Origin of the sequence: Pandoraea sp., assembly GCF_041919235.1 — a bacterium.
GTDB lineage: Bacteria > Pseudomonadota > Gammaproteobacteria > Burkholderiales > Burkholderiaceae > Pandoraea.
The window spans coordinates 74,802-89,179 of record NZ_JAYRUC010000013.1; the positions used below are offsets into that span (position 1 = coordinate 74,802).

Consider the following 14,378-nt stretch of genomic DNA (forward strand, 5'->3'; position numbering starts at 1 on the left):
GGCTATGCCTGCGACGAGACGGAGGGGGAAATAAAGCGTGCGCACGTAACTGACCCAGAGCACACGATTTACTTTGAGACGTTCGCGCAGGCGATGGTGGCGACCGATCGATTGATGAGTCCTTACGTCATTCTTCACTCGCCGGAACGGAGCGAGACGCCACGACTGGTTCGGTAGCGTGATTTGCGGCCCATGCATTCGGGTGGGCCACGCCGTCGCGAGCCGAGTTGTGGATCTCAGGGCTTCGCTCGGGACGGTGTACGACGCCGAAACTGTTTGGGATCGTAGTAGGTCTTGGGGCGATCGAAGTGGTTTAGCGTCCTTTGTCGTCTGCGTTTCCGGTGAACGAACAATCGAAGCAGGCGGCCGAGTATGGATCGTCTTCGGAATGGGATAACAGACATAGGTCTTCAGGCGAGCGAAAGGCGGGGGCCCTGTCGATTATGTCTCTGATGGGTTGGATTTGTGCGTGCGGCGTATGAAGGCTTTTCCGATTCTGTTGCCCCACCACCGGTCAAACGCCATCGTCGGCACGCGTCGTACGACTCACCGGCCAGCCCGTAATTCGCTGCGCGAATGCGTCGATCACGAACACAACGTACAGCCGCAACGCTGGCACGTCGAGATCCCGACCTTGCTCGCCGCGTACAACTGCCAATTGGCATGCCATCCGCTTTCGGTATCGGGCCATGAGCGCATATTCACGTCGCGCGCGATGGCGGCGCGGTTTTTTCACCGTCGGCAGACTTTCAGCCCGTATTCATTTTGCCTGCTATACGTCGCGAACGTTTTCGCAGTGCGTCGAAACTTTTTGAGTGTCGACGCATAGGCTGGGATATTCGGAAGTTGCTGAAACGCAAGGCTCGGCACTCCTGCGATGATGAATTGAGTCGTTAGTGTGGCTAAATTAATCTGCATCTCAGGAGGCTTTGATGAGTGATTCAAACCAGAACGAGGGGAAGGACGGACGAAACGGCGGGCGAGGTGATGGCGGGCTTGACCTTCCTACGTCGTTGACGCGTGAAGGGCATGTTGTCTGGTTCCACGAATACAAGAAGTACCTCGGTTATGCGTGGGACGAGTCCGCAGGAGAAATCAGGCGAGCGCATGTGTCCGACCCTGAGCGCGCGATTTACTTTGAGACGTTCGCGGAAGCGATGGTGGCGACGGACATGCTGATGGGGCCCCACGTCATTCTTCACGCGGCGAAGCAAGGCGAGAAGCCGCGATTAGTCCGGTAACTGCTGTTGCGGCCCGTCCGATGTGGTGGGCCGTTATCCGCTACCTCTGGCCCCACCCGGCATTTCGTCAAGCCGCTACGGGCTGATATTTTTTATGTTCGCTTTCGGCAGTTGCTTGCACTTCAAATTCGGATGGACAGCGATTGGCGTCAAAGCGGATCAGACGCGCGCCGTTGGCCTGCATTACCACATGCTTCCCGTCGCGCAATGCTTGCTCGGACATAGCTGGCGCTGGCGTCGGCTATCATAGAAAAGTTCAACTCTGCTATCAAGGGCTTTACGCGCCTTCGCAACGCGTATTCTTTGCCTCAGAGGAGGCCCCCCGGTTACCTACAGCAAGGAGGGCACAACGTGGCAAAATTCTTAAATACCAGCGCGACGAATTACTTTCTCGAAGAGTTGATCAAAGGAGCGGTTGACCGCCTCATTTTGATAAGTCCATTCTTGAAGCTGAATGACCGTATCAAGGAGCTTCTATCGGACAAGAATCGTCTGAAAATTGACGTCAGGCTGATATACGGGAAGAGTGAGTTGCAACCGCAGGAAATTGAATGGCTTCGAGGTCTGACCTACGTTCGTACCAGCTACTGCAAGAACTTGCACGCCAAGTGTTATATGAGCGAGGAGTTGTGCGTGGTTACAAGCCTGAATCTTTATGAGTTTAGTCAGGTTAATAACAACGAGATGGGGATGCTCGTCCGAAGATCCGAGGATGCGGAGTTGTATCGAGATGTCTACGAAGAAGCCCAACGCATTATTCGTATCAGCGAAGAAGTCCGCATTTCGTTGGCATGTCCCGTCGGAAGTTGTACGGATGTAGTGGTGATGGAGGATCACGCTGTTAGCGTGACAATTGAAAAGCTCACGTCTTCAAAGCTTGGCAGACGCCTTGGCTTGCGCACGAATGAACTTCTGGAACGCGCTGTCGCTGCCGGGTATCTCGGGTTGCAACACGGCGAGCATGTCCTCTCACCTCAGGGGGCAAGTGCGGGGATTGAGTTTATCGCGAAGTCCCGGCATGGCGCTTATTATCTGTGGCCTGAGAACATCTCACTCTGACAACCTGACAGCACATGACGACGAGGTTTTACCTGTCTGGCAGAGATATCTGGCGCAAACACATTCAAACGCCGAGCGGCTACGCCGAAATTACGCCAAACAACCGGGAAAGCCTTACGGGATCTAGATCTTGTGGTGCCCAGGGCCGGAATCGAACCGGCACGCCTTGCGGCGGGGGATTTTGAGTCCCCTGCGTCTACCAATTTCACCACCTGGGCGGGTGCGCGGCCACCGAACGGTGTCGCAGCGTGACTCGTTCGATCAACCCGCAGGCTCACCGGACGAAGGCGAAAGTATGCCCGAAATTTATCCCGACCACAAGCCCGCCCCGTTCACATTCAATGTACCTGCTGCTGGCTCTCAAGTACGCGCAGTAGCGACGACGTGTCGTCGTGGCCCCAGCCATGCGCCATCAACGCCGACAACTGGCCCTTCACCAGCGACAGCGCAGGCAGGGCAAGCCCCGCGTCGGCCACGGCGTCCAGGATCATCGCGAAATCCTTGTCGTGCAGGCGCGCTTCGATTCCCGCCGAAAAGTCACGATGCGCCATCTTGGGCCCCATCATGTCGAGCATTCGACTGCCCGCCAACCCCTTCGAAATCGCCTCGATGACCTTGTCCTGATCCACGCCATTGCGCGCCGCAAACAACATCGCCTCCGCAATGCCCTGAATATTGATCACCTGCACGATCTGGTTGCACGCCTTCGCCACCTGACCCGCGCCAACATCGCCCACATGCGTGATCGTCGTGCCCAAGACCGACAACAGCGGTTTGACCTTTTCGAAAACGTCGCGCGACCCCCCCACCATGATCGACAGCGAAGCGTCCGCCGCGCGGGACGGCCCGCCCGACACCGGCGCATCCACCAGCTGAATCCCCTGAGCCGCCAGACGCGCCGCCATGCGCCGCGTTGCCTCCGCCGAAATCGTGCTGTGATCCACGCAGATCGTGCCGGGACGTGCCCCATGCACCACCCCGTCCGGGCCGAGCAGCACCGCATCCACATCCTGTGTGGTCGTGACGTTGGTGACGACGAAGTCGGCGTCCGCTGCCGCCAGCGCGGGCGTCGCAAACGCCTTCGCCCCGCGCTCGACGAACGGTGCCGCCACCTCCGGCCGCCGCGCATACACATGCAATCGATGCCCCGCCGCCATCAAATGACGCACCATCTGGCCACCCATGGCGCCCAGCCCGATAAACGCTACGGTGTAGGTCGTCATGCCGCGATCAATCCGAAACGTAGACGAACTTGCCGTTCTTGATCTGACCCATCACCCCGGCGCGCTGATCCAGCCCGACGTGATCCTTCGCACTCAGATTCATGATCCCATTCGGGATCGCAAGATTGTGCGTGGACTCAAGCGCATCGCGCAGCGCCGACCGGAATGCCGGTGTGCCCGGCGCAGCCACCTTCACGGCGCGCGGCACCGCATCGTTGAGCAGATCCCACACGCCATAGGCGTCAGCAGCGAATTGCGTGACCGTGTCGGGACCATACCGGGCCTCGTACTTCTTCGTAAACGCCAAGGCCGCCGCGCGCGCCGGATGCCCCGCCGGCAACGTCTTGGCAACGACGCCAGGCTGCGTCGGGAACAGTGTCCCCTCCACATCCTTGCCGCCCACGCGAACGAAATCATACGTGGCAATGCCATGCGTCTGGTAAATCTTCCCGGCGTAACCACGCTCTTGCAATGTTCGCTGCGGCAACGCGGCAGGCGTGCCCGATCCGGCAACCAGAATGGCGTCCGGCTTGGCCGCCATCAGCTTCAGAACCTGACCCGTGACGCTCGTGTCCGTACGATTGAAACGCTCCTGCGCCACGACCTTCAGCTTGCGCAGCTCGGCAAACTTCGTGAATTCCTTCCACCAGCTCTCGCCGTACGCGTCGGCAAAGCCAATAAAGCCCACCGTCTTGATGCCATGGTTGGCCATGTAGCGCGTCATCACGTCGGCCATCGCCGAATCGTTCGCCGCCATCTTGAACGCCCAGCGGCGCTTGGCATCCTGAGGCTCCACCGCGACCGCCGATCCGATCAACGTGATCATCGGTGTTTCGGCCTCCGAAATCGGATCGAGCATCGCCAAGGCGCTCGGCGTGATGTTCGGGCCGACGATGACATCGACCTTGTTCTCGCTGATGAGCTTGTGCGCGTTCTTCACGGCCGTGCCCGGGTCGGAGCCGTCGTCGAGGAAGATGTAGTGCGCCTTCTGCCCGCCAATCCGGTCGGGCCAAAGCTGCATGGCGTTCTTGCTGGCAATACCAATGGCCGCTGCCGGACCGGTCGACGACAGATCGACACCGACGGTGATGTCGGCGCGTGCCGCCGTCGCAACGCCTGTCAGGGTCATGGCAAGCAGCACGCCCGATAGACGGATGCCGTGAAGAGGTGAGCGCATGGGGTCTCCTTTTGATCGAATCGCGTAAGCATACCGCACCGCCTGCGTTCGGCCAGCGAAGAAAAATAGTCCCGGTGCGCACCGTCTACATTCAGATCGACGAGTCGCTCAGCCGCCGGGGTGATTTCCCGATTCGCATCGGCCGGTGAGTGATCGGGAACGCGCCTGCACAGGTCCTGTCATTGCCTGCGCGCTGTCGGAAAGTCGCTGCTGTCTGGGAACAATCTTCCCGATGGGCCTCGCGATAGCGCATCCCCCCTGGTAATTCGATGGAGATGTTGACGTATGATGTTTTTTTCCCGAGTCCCTGTATCGTCCCAACTCGTCAGGCTGAGTGAATCCGTCGCAACGCGCTGCAGTCCGAGCGCGCGAAACGAGAAAGGCCACGTCACGATGGACTCGTTTCGCCAGATGTTCAAAGCGATCAAGAATCTGAACCTGCGCTCGTTCTCGGCTTCCGATAACACGGTGGATACGCAGTTTCGATACGCCTACGTGAGCGCGACGCTTCACGACCTCAGAACGACGCACCTTCATCATCCGCAAAAGCTGGCCAAGGTCGAAAAGGTTCAGCAGGCATTTAACGAGGCCATGCGCGGGAATCCGGGCAAACGCCCGGCCGATCGTGCGGGCGCCCCCGTGACGCATTATTTGCGCCGCCTCAGCGAGGACGCACGCGTCAATTTCGCGGCGGAATTCGAGGGAATCCACCGCGCCGAAAGGACTCGCAAGTATGAGCAGCCCTTTTCGGCACGCTAAGGCGTCACAGCTCGTAACTCTCGTGCTCGCCGCGCAACGCCTGCTCGACGAGCTTGCGAGTCAGAATCGGCGATAGGAGTTCGACCATCGTGAACACGTAACCGCGCAGATAGGCCCCCTGTTTGAGCGCGACGCGAGTCACGTTCGTGCCGAAAAGATGGCCCACCTGAATGGCCCGGAGATTGCGATCGCGCTCCGGGTCGAACGCCACGCCCGCGAGAATCCCCACACCCAGTCCCAGCTCCACGTACGTCTTGATGACGTCGGCATCGATCGCTTCGAGCACGATGTCCGGTTGCATATGACGCAACGCGAACGCCTGATCGATCTTGGCGCGTCCGGCGAACTGCGGGTCATAAGTAATCAGCGGATACTTCGCCAGATCGTCAATACCGACCGACGTTAGCTGCAGCAGCGGATGATCCGGCGGCACCACGGCGACGTGATGCCACTGATAGCAAGGCAGCGACACCAGATCCTTGTAGCCGGCAATCGCCTCGGTCGCGATGGCCAGGTCGGCCTGGTCGTGCAACACCATTTCAGCAATCTGGGTCGGGCTACCCTGCAGAATCGAAAGCCGCACCTTCGGGAAACGCTTCTTGAATTCGGCCACCGCGTGCGGCAGCGAATAGCGCGCTTGCGTGTGCGTTGTCGCAATCGTCAAGCTGCCCTGATCCTGCGCCGCATAGTCCTTGCCGATCCGCTTGAGGCTTTCAACCTCCAGCAGAATGCGCTCGACCGACTCGAAGATGATGCGCCCAGGCTCCGTGAGATTACGGATGCGCTTGCCATGCCGGGCAAAGATATCGACGCCAAGCTCTTCTTCCAGCTCGATGATGGCCTTCGAAACCCCCGGCTGAGAGGTGAACAGTGCCTTGGCGGCTTCCGTCAGGTTGAAATTCTGACGAACGGCCTCGCGCACGAAACGGAACTGATGCAAGTTCATTTGTATAACTTTCGAAAATATACAAACAATTTTTAATTCGTTTGAAGTATATAGCGTTTTCATTACAGTGGGTGCCACTGCTTCGATAACGCTATTCCCGCCAGGCATTGGCCCCAACAGGAACCTCTCACATGGCGCTGTGGCTCGAACCCCTCTCCGGATTTGGCGTCGGCCTTCTGGTCGGTCTGACCGGTGTAGGCGGGGGCTCGCTGATGACGCCCCTGCTCACGCTGCTGCTGGGCTATGCAGCGCCGGTCGCGGTCGGAACGGATCTGGCGTTTGCCGCCGTGACCAAGAGCTTCGGCACGATCGCGCATCGCTCGCACGGCCATGTGAAGTGGCACATCGTGCGCCGGCTCACGCTCGGCGCCCTGCCGGCGGCGCTGGTGACGATCATTTTCCTGAAGCGCCTGGGGGGGATCGACAACTCGGCACTGCACGTCATCAAACTGACCATTGCGGCGTCGGTATTGCTGACGGTGCTTTCCCTGCTGTTTCGCGCGAAGCTGCTTGCGGCGTTGCGCACACACCCGAACTGGCAGTTGACGGGCCGCGCGCAGGCCGTCGCCACGGTGGTGGTGGGCGCGGTGATCGGCGCGCTCGTGACGATTTCCTCGATTGGTGCCGGCGCCGTTGGCGCGACGCTGATCTTGATGTTGTACCCGCAGTTGAAGCCGGCCGAGGTTGCCGGTACCGATATCGCCTATGCGGTGCCGCTGACGGCGATGGCTGCGCTGGGTCATATCTGGCTTGAGACGGTGCACTGGGCCCTGCTCGGCAGCTTGTTGATCGGCTCTTTGCCCGGTATCTGGCTGGGCGCGAAGCTCACCCGTCACCTGCCCGAGCGCATTGTGCGCGGCGCGCTGGCGGCAACGCTCACGCTCGCGGCCGTGAAGTTGGTCGGCTGACCCCCCACAAACAACAAGGAGTTCGCGTAATGCGAAACGAATCCCGCTGGGAACCCACCCCGCCCGCCGTGCCCTCGAGCGCGACCGCCGCCGAGCACCAGGATGGGGCGTTGCTCGACGAAATGGAAGCCGTGCTGGCCGAGCGTCTCGCGCGCATCGCGAATTTGCATCGCAATGTGAAGTTTGCCAGCAGCCTGGCTGCCGAAGACATGCTCATCACGCATGTGATTCTGCGCCGGCAACTGCCGATCACCGTGTTCACGCTGAACACCGGGCGCCTGCATGCGCAGACGCTGGGCATGATCGACGGCATCAAGGCGCGCTATGACTACGACGTCGCGCAGTACGCACCGCAGGCCGATGCCGTCGAGAAGTACGTCGCGGAGCATGGCGCGAATGCGTTTTACGAAAGCGTCGATCTGCGCAAAGCGTGCTGCCAGATTCGCAAGGTCGAGCCGCTCGGACGAGCGCTTGCCGACGCAGGCGCCTGGCTCACCGGCCAGCGACGCGAGCAGTCGGTCACGCGCGGGGAACTGGCGTTCGCCGAGCACGACGATGCCCGCGGAATCGCCAAGTACAACCCGCTCTTCGACTGGACCGAAGCGCAGGTGTGGGCCTACCTGACGGCGCGCGACGTACCGGTCAACCCGCTGCACGCGCGCGGCTACCCGAGCATCGGCTGCGAGCCGTGCACGCGTGCCATCCGCCCGGGGGAAGACAGTCGCGCGGGTCGCTGGTGGTGGGAGTCGCGCGACAGTAAGGAATGCGGGCTGCACGCGGGCAACCTGAGCAAGATCGCGGTGTCGGTGCAGTCGAATTGAGGCATTGGGCACAACGCCTGCCGGTCCGGCAGGCCGGGCCGACAAGACGGACGTATGACGATGTGTGATCCCCGAGCGGTGGCACATCGTGACAAATCGAATCTCGGAAATCTCGGAATCGTCAAGGAAGGGAACACTATGGGTGCGATGCACGAAGTCGCGCAAGCCAATGGCTCGCGAATGGATCATCTGGACTGGCTCGAAGCCGAGTCGATGTACATCCTGCGTGAGGTCGTGGCGGAGTGCCGCAAGCCCGCGCTGCTGTTCTCGGGGGGCAAGGACTCCGTCGTGGTGCTGCATCTGGCGCTCAAGGCCTTCGGCCTGGGCCCGAATCGCAAAACGGTGTTGCCATTCCCGCTCGTGCATATCGACACGGGTCATAACTATCCGGAAGTGATCGAATTCCGCGACCGCCATGCCAAGGCGCTTGGCGCCGAATTGATCGTGGGGCACGTGGAGGACTCGATCGAGCGCGGCACGGTGCGTCTGCGTCGCGAGAACGATTCACGCAACGCGGCCCAGGCGGTGACGCTGCTCGAGACCATTGCCGAGCATGGCTTCGACGCCATGATCGGCGGTGCACGCCGTGACGAGGAAAAGGCGCGCGCGAAGGAGCGTATCTTCTCGTTCCGCGACGAGTTCGGTCAGTGGGACCCGAAGGCTCAGCGCCCGGAATTGTGGCATCTGTTCAATGCGCGTCTGCATCGGGGCGAGCACCTGCGCGTGTTCCCGATCTCGAACTGGACCGAGCTGGACGTGTGGCAATACATTGCGCGCGAGAACCTCGATCTGCCGTCGATCTATTACGCCCATGAGCGCGAAATCGTGCGCCGCAACGGTTTGCTCGTACCGGTCACACCGCTCACGCCGAAGCAGGACGGCGATTCGAGCGAGTTCGCGTCGGTGCGCTTCCGTACCGTTGGGGACATCAGTTGCACATGCCCGGTGGCAAGCGTTGCGGCGAGTCCGGTGGAGATCATTGCCGAGACGGCGGTGAGCGACATCACGGAGCGCGGCGCCACCCGCATGGACGATCAGGCGTCTGAGGCGGCCATGGAGCAACGCAAGAAGCAGGGCTACTTCTGAGGGGCCGAGCGCCCGTCACCCGCCCTAAGTTCAGAGACTTCGGCCCGCCAGGCGCGCAGATTCACCGTGCCAGGGGCCACGCAATCGAGTTGAATAGATCATGAGCCTCACCCCGCATCAGGAAGACCTCGGCGTGCTGCGTTTCATCACGGCCGGCAGCGTCGACGACGGCAAGAGCACGCTGATCGGCCGTCTGCTTTACGACAGCAAGTCGGTGCTGACCGATCAGCTTTCGGCCATCGCCCGCGCCAAACACAAGCGTACCGCCGGCGAAGACATCGACTTCTCGCTGCTCACCGATGGCCTCGAAGCCGAGCGCGAGCAGGGCATTACCATCGACGTCGCCTATCGCTACTTCACGACCGCGCGCCGCAAGTTCATCATTGCGGACACGCCGGGCCACGAGCAGTACACACGCAACATGGTCACGGGAGCATCGACCGCGCACGCCGCGATCATTCTGGTCGATGCCACGCGGGTGAGCGAAGTCGACGGCCACACCGAGTTGCTCGCCCAGACCAAGCGTCACAGCGCTATCGTCAAGCTGCTCGGCCTTCAGCACGTCATCGTCGCCATCAACAAGATGGATCTGGTCGACTACAGCGAGACGACGTTCGATGCCATTCGCTCCGCCTACCTGGCGCTGGGGCAACGTCTAGGGCTTGAAAACGTACGCTTCGTGCCGGTCTCGGCGCTCAAGGGCGACAACATTGTGTATGCGAGCGATCGCATGCCCTGGTATCAGGACGAACCACTGCTCGACATGCTCGAATCGCTACCGGTTGCGCAATCGGGCGGCGAACTGCGCTTCCCGGTGCAATGGGTGGCGCGTCAGGACGGCGCTAATGCCGACGACTTCCGCGGCTATATGGGACGTGTGGAATCGGGTTCCGTGCGCGTCGGCCAGACGCTGCGCGTATTGCCGACGGGACGCACGGCGAGCGTCGCCGAGATCGTCGGGCCGAGCGGCTTGCTGGAGGAAGCGTTCGCCGGTCAGTGCGTGACGATTCGTCTGACCGAAGACGTGGATGTGTCGCGCGGCGACATGCTGGTTGCGCAAGCGTCGGCGCTGGCACCGTCGCGCAAATTGACGGCGGACGTCTGCTGGTTCGACGAGGACGACCTTGCGCCGCAGCGCAAGTACCTGCTCAAGCAGGCGACCAACACGGTGTACGTGAAGGTCGGCAGCGTGGACACGGTGCTCGACGTCAGCACGCTCTTGCAGGGCACGGACAAGGCGACGCTCGCCATGAACGACATCGGCCGCGTGCAGTTGAGTCTGCAGAAGCCGCTGGCCGCCGACACGTATGACGCGAACCCCGCCACCGGCGCATTCGTGCTGATTGACGAAGCCACGCACCACACGGTTGCGGCAGGCATGATTCGCAGCCTCGCGGCGTAAGTCGTCCGACGGACAAGCGTTTGCTTGCACATCCCCCTATTGCATGACGCACGGCGCACGGCGGCCTGAACGGTGCCGACGCCGGGCCCCACGAACCACGGCGACATCATGACGGTGACATCATCGCAATCCGGTACGGTGCCGGGCAAGGTCTATCTCGTCGGGGCGGGCCCCGGCGCAGCCGATTTGATCACGGTGCGCGGCGCACGACTGCTGGCGGCGGCGGACGTGGTGCTGCACGATGCGCTCGTCGAGCCGGAAATGCTCGCACTGTGCCCGCAGGCCAGGCAAATTGCCGTCGGCAAGCGGTGCGGCAAGCGCTCGAGTGCCCAGCACTTCATCAATAAGCAGTTGGTCGATCATGCGCGCACCAACGCGTTGGTCGTGCGCCTGAAGGGCGGCGATCCGATGCTGTTCGGCCGTGCGGACGAGGAGCTGCGGGCGCTCGAGGCCGCCGGAATCGCGGTGGAAGTCGTGCCCGGCATCACGGCGGCGCTGGCCAGTGCGGCGGCCCTCGGGCGTTCGCTGACGTTGCGCGGTGTGTCACGCAGTGTGGCCTTTGCCACGCAAAGCCGCGCGCCCGAGTCGGCGGAAATTGCCGCGCAAGCGTGCGCCGATTCGCTCGTCTATTACATGGGACGCGACAGCGCCCAGCGTATTGCGGCGGAACTGATGGCGGCGGGCAAGCCGGCGGCGACGCCTGTGGCCATCGTGGAGGCGGCCACGACGCCGCGCGAGCGACGTGTGCGTCTCACGCTGGACGACGTCAGGCAAGGGCGGGCGGCAGCGTGGTTCGACGCATCGCAGCCGAGCGTCCTGCTCATCGGCGACGCGTTCGCCGGCGCCGACGCCGCGTCGTTGCACGAGTGGGCGTCGCAGGCCGCGATCGCTGCCTGAAACCGACCGCGCAGATACAGATACGCCTGCACCCACTGGCACTGGCGCTTGAGCGCGCCACCGTGCTTCGTCATGCAAGCACCCATGGAAAAGCGCTGGATCGACGTCCAACGCTTGGGGGGCAGTTCAGCCTGACACCATCCATTTGGCATGTCGACGCGACGTATCGCTGGCGACGATGCCGTCAGTCGCCGTCCATCATCCTTGCGCAATAGTTGGCCAGTGCGTCGAGCACTTGCTCGTCTTCCCCGATCGCCGCGCTCACGTTCAGGAGCAAGGTGGGGTGTGCGGCGCGGCAAGCTTGCACGAGCGCTGGCAGATCACGCCTGACATGGCCCCCCTGACCCAGAAAGACCGGCACCACGGTAATGGCGGACATCCCTTGAGACGTCATCGCCGTCACCGCGCCGCCCAGGTCAGGCGCCATTAGCTCCAGAAACGCGAGCTGGACGTCGGCGTCGGGACGCTGCGCGCTCAGCTTGTCGCGCAGACGCTCGAACGGCTCGGCCCAGCGCGGGTCGCGCGATCCGTGGGCGAACAGGATGACGCCGTGCTTGGCGGACATGATGGGCGCCTCAGTGTTTGTCCACCCAGCGCAACGCCGCGACGGCGAGCACGAGATAGAGCAGTGAAGGCAACGCCGCGGTGAACCACGCCGGCCAAGTGTTGAGCAGGCCCAGATGCGAGAACAGGTTGTTGAGCAACTGGAAGCTCATGCCGAGCATGATCCCGCCGAACACCTTCAGGCCGATGGCGCCGGCGCGCGCGTGCAGGTAGGCGAACGGCAGTGCCAGCGCCATCATCACGAACACCGCAAACGGATACAGCAACTTCTGCCAGAGCGCGAGGCGATAGCGATCCGTGTTCTGCTGATTTTCCTTCAGGTGGCCGATATAGCCGTACAGACTGCCGATGGCCATGTTGTCGGGCGAAACCATCAGCACGGACAGGATCTGCGGCGTCAACTCCGAGCGCATCTGCACCGTGTCGATGTGCACTTGTTTGCTTCGCACGAGTGCGCGCAGCGGGTCGGTGCCGCCGGTGGCGTCGTCGGTCGCGCTGAAGACGGTCTCGGACACATCCGTCAGCTTCCAGTAGTTCGGTGCGTCGAACTGCCCCAGCTTGGCCAGGCGCACACTGTCGAGCCGCAACTGGTCGTCGAACTCGTAGATGCGCACGTTGGCAATGGTGTTGTCGGGGTTCAGCGTGCCGACGTTGATGAAGCGGGTCACACGCGTGCCGTTCTGATCGACGGTGTCCTTGACCCACACACCGGAGCGAAAACCTGCCGAGACCGAACTGCCCAGCGCTTCGAGGCGGATCTTTTGCGCAAGTTGCTCGGCATTTGGCGCGACATACTCTCCGATGACGAAGGTGATCAGCACGATCGGGAAGCCGATTTTCAGCAGCGAACGCAGCGCCTGACCCGTCGAGAGTCCCGAGACGCGGAAGATTGTGAACTCCGAGTTACCCGCCAATTGCGCGCAGACATAGATCGCGGCAATGAGCGAGGCGACCGGGATGATTTCGTACATGCGCTGCGGCGCGAACAGCAGCACGTAGGCGAGCGCATGCTGGAAGCGGTACCCCCCCCGGCCGACGTCGCCGAGTTCGCTCACGAGGTCGAAGAAGACGAACAGACCGACGAACGCGAGCAGAACGAACACGAACGCCAGGTAGATCTGGCGCGCAAGGTATTTCTCGTAGATGCGCATCAGCGAGTCCCTCCCGACGCACGCATCCCGCCGGACCCGTGATTGCGGCGGCGGCCGACGAGCCCGCGGAAACGCACGCGGCGCACGTACAGCAACACAATGACGATCATGGCCAGCACGTGCAGCAACCAGATGCCGATGGCGAGCGGCATGCGTTCCTGCGCGACCCACGCCTGAGACAGGCTCAGCAGGTTGGTGTACGCGAGATAGATGAGTACGGCCATGACCAGGTTGACCGTGCGGCCGTGGCGCGGGTTCTGATAGGCGAGCGGCACGGCGAGCAACACGAGCGCGAGCGCGAGCAGCGGCAGGCCGATGCGCCAGACGATCTCGCCGCGGAAGATCGGGTTCTGGATCTCACGGAACAGGCGTACGGTCGGCACCCCCTTGGTCGGGGTGTTGTCGGGTTGTGCGGCGCTAGGGTTGTCGATTTTCACACCGTAGCGCTTGAATTCCATCACGCGGTAATCGGGCTGGCCGGGCACACCGTCGTAGCGACGGCCGTTCTCCAGCACGATGTAGCGATTGCCGTCCTTGGCCGTCTCGATATGGCCTTCTTTCGACACGATCACGTTGACCTTGCCGTTCTCGGTGCCGGAGACGAAGACGTTGTGCACGCGGGTTGCATCCGGCGAGACCGACTCGACGAAGAACACGCGGTGACTCGCGGCGCTCTCGCGGAACTGGCCCGGCGAGATCATCGAGACGTCGTCACGCTGGGCGAAGCGCGCTTCTAGCGCGGAGATCTGCTGGTTCGCCCACGGCCAGGCCACGAGCGCGCAGAACGCGATCACGGCCAGATAGGGCGTGGCAAAGCGCAGCACCGGCTTGACGAAGTCGGTGATCGACAGGCCCGAGGCGAACCACACGACCATCTCTGAGTCGCGGTACCAGCGGGTGAGCACGAACAGGATCGAGACGAACAGCGTCACGATCAGAATGACGGCGAGATAGCCGATCACGGCCAGGCCGATCAGCACAAGGACGTCGCGCGGGTCGGCTTTCCCGGACGCGGCGAAGCCCAGGATGCGGATCATCATGGTGGTGAGCATGACGGTGATCAGCACCATGAAGACGGCCCCGGCGGTGTAGTTCAGCTCGCGCTGCAGGGAACGCTGAAAAATCATGTGAAGACGATTGGGGT

16 protein-coding genes and 1 tRNA gene are annotated in these 14,378 nt (G+C 62.0%); 8 read left to right on the plus strand and 9 right to left on the minus strand.

Annotated elements, in window-relative coordinates:
• Window positions 1-514 precede the first annotated feature (514 nt).
• Entirely contained in the window at window positions 515-658 is a 144-nt protein-coding gene (locus ACE3UG_RS12340; RefSeq protein WP_374624265.1) for a hypothetical protein, read from the minus strand.
• A 274-nt stretch (window positions 659-932) separates the two neighbouring features.
• On the opposite strand from ACE3UG_RS12340, the gene ACE3UG_RS12345 reads away from it, so the two are divergent.
• A complete protein-coding gene (locus ACE3UG_RS12345; RefSeq protein ID WP_374624267.1) occupies window positions 933-1,241 on the plus strand; it encodes a hypothetical protein in 309 nt (102 codons plus the stop codon).
• Between the two features lie 67 nt (window positions 1,242-1,308).
• Here the strand turns inward: ACE3UG_RS12345 and ACE3UG_RS12350 are convergent, their stop codons facing one another.
• Entirely contained in the window at window positions 1,309-1,464 is a 156-nt protein-coding gene (locus ACE3UG_RS12350; RefSeq protein ID WP_374624269.1) for a hypothetical protein, read from the minus strand.
• 128 nt (window positions 1,465-1,592) lie between these two features.
• Here ACE3UG_RS12350 and ACE3UG_RS12355 point away from each other — a divergent pair, with 128 nt between their 5' ends.
• On the plus strand, window positions 1,593-2,300 hold the full coding sequence (locus ACE3UG_RS12355; RefSeq protein ID WP_374624271.1) for a phospholipase D family protein: 708 nt from the start codon (window positions 1,593-1,595) through the stop codon (window positions 2,298-2,300).
• A 133-nt stretch (window positions 2,301-2,433) separates the two neighbouring features.
• Here the strand turns inward: ACE3UG_RS12355 and ACE3UG_RS12360 are convergent.
• The 3 genes from ACE3UG_RS12360 to ACE3UG_RS12370 all read right to left on the minus strand — a co-directional run bounded on the left by ACE3UG_RS12360 (window position 2,434) and on the right by ACE3UG_RS12370 (window position 4,652).
• A tRNA-Leu gene (locus ACE3UG_RS12360) sits at window positions 2,434-2,518 on the minus strand.
• A 120-nt stretch (window positions 2,519-2,638) separates the two neighbouring features.
• On the minus strand, window positions 2,639-3,523 hold the full coding sequence (locus ACE3UG_RS12365) for an NAD(P)-dependent oxidoreductase (RefSeq protein ID WP_374624273.1): 885 nt from the start codon (window positions 3,521-3,523) through the stop codon (window positions 2,639-2,641).
• A 7-nt stretch (window positions 3,524-3,530) separates the two neighbouring features.
• A complete protein-coding gene (locus ACE3UG_RS12370) occupies window positions 3,531-4,652 on the minus strand; it encodes an ABC transporter substrate-binding protein (protein ID WP_374624403.1) in 1,122 nt (373 codons plus the stop codon).
• A 543-nt stretch (window positions 4,653-5,195) separates the two neighbouring features.
• Between ACE3UG_RS12370 and ACE3UG_RS12375 the strand changes: the two genes are divergently transcribed.
• Window positions 5,196-5,459: a hypothetical protein gene (locus ACE3UG_RS12375; RefSeq protein ID WP_374624275.1), complete on the plus strand. Its 264-nt coding sequence runs from the start codon at window positions 5,196-5,198 to the stop codon at window positions 5,457-5,459.
• A 4-nt stretch (window positions 5,460-5,463) separates the two neighbouring features.
• Here the strand turns inward: ACE3UG_RS12375 and ACE3UG_RS12380 are convergent, their stop codons facing one another.
• Window positions 5,464-6,405 (minus strand): CysB family HTH-type transcriptional regulator, encoded by a 942-nt coding sequence (locus ACE3UG_RS12380; RefSeq protein ID WP_374624277.1) that lies wholly within the window; start codon window positions 6,403-6,405, stop codon window positions 5,464-5,466.
• A 131-nt stretch (window positions 6,406-6,536) separates the two neighbouring features.
• Here ACE3UG_RS12380 and ACE3UG_RS12385 point away from each other — a divergent pair, with 131 nt between their 5' ends.
• From ACE3UG_RS12385 to cobA, 5 genes are all read left to right on the plus strand, one after another.
• Window positions 6,537-7,313 carry a sulfite exporter TauE/SafE family protein gene (locus ACE3UG_RS12385; RefSeq protein WP_374624279.1) on the plus strand — a complete coding sequence of 259 codons (777 nt, stop codon included), beginning with the start codon at window positions 6,537-6,539 and terminating at the stop codon, window positions 7,311-7,313.
• 29 nt (window positions 7,314-7,342) lie between these two features.
• Window positions 7,343-8,134 carry a phosphoadenylyl-sulfate reductase gene (locus tag ACE3UG_RS12390; RefSeq protein ID WP_374624281.1) on the plus strand — a complete coding sequence of 264 codons (792 nt, stop codon included), beginning with the start codon at window positions 7,343-7,345 and terminating at the stop codon, window positions 8,132-8,134.
• Window positions 8,135-8,272: 138 nt separating this feature from the next.
• Complete coding sequence (gene cysD, locus ACE3UG_RS12395; protein ID WP_374624283.1) at window positions 8,273-9,220, plus strand: sulfate adenylyltransferase subunit CysD; 948 nt, start codon at window positions 8,273-8,275, stop codon at window positions 9,218-9,220.
• A gap of 100 nt (window positions 9,221-9,320) precedes the next feature.
• Window positions 9,321-10,622: a sulfate adenylyltransferase subunit 1 gene (locus ACE3UG_RS12400; RefSeq protein WP_374624285.1), complete on the plus strand. Its 1,302-nt coding sequence runs from the start codon at window positions 9,321-9,323 to the stop codon at window positions 10,620-10,622.
• A gap of 108 nt (window positions 10,623-10,730) precedes the next feature.
• Entirely contained in the window at window positions 10,731-11,519 is a 789-nt protein-coding gene (gene cobA, locus ACE3UG_RS12405) for a uroporphyrinogen-III C-methyltransferase (RefSeq protein ID WP_374624287.1), read from the plus strand.
• Window positions 11,520-11,703: 184 nt separating this feature from the next.
• Here the strand turns inward: cobA and ACE3UG_RS12410 are convergent, their stop codons facing one another.
• From ACE3UG_RS12410 to lptF, 3 genes are read right to left on the minus strand one after another with little or no spacing between them, the layout of a single operon-like run.
• Window positions 11,704-12,084, minus strand: a complete 381-nt coding sequence (locus ACE3UG_RS12410) for a sirohydrochlorin chelatase (RefSeq protein ID WP_374624289.1) — start codon at window positions 12,082-12,084, stop codon at window positions 11,704-11,706.
• Between the two features lie 10 nt (window positions 12,085-12,094).
• On the minus strand, window positions 12,095-13,234 hold the full coding sequence (gene lptG / locus ACE3UG_RS12415) for an LPS export ABC transporter permease LptG (RefSeq protein ID WP_374624291.1): 1,140 nt from the start codon (window positions 13,232-13,234) through the stop codon (window positions 12,095-12,097).
• Complete coding sequence (gene lptF, locus ACE3UG_RS12420) at window positions 13,234-14,361, minus strand: LPS export ABC transporter permease LptF (protein ID WP_374624293.1); 1,128 nt, start codon at window positions 14,359-14,361, stop codon at window positions 13,234-13,236. Before lptF ends, lptG begins: the two co-directional genes overlap by 1 nt.
• Window positions 14,362-14,378 lie beyond the last annotated feature (17 nt).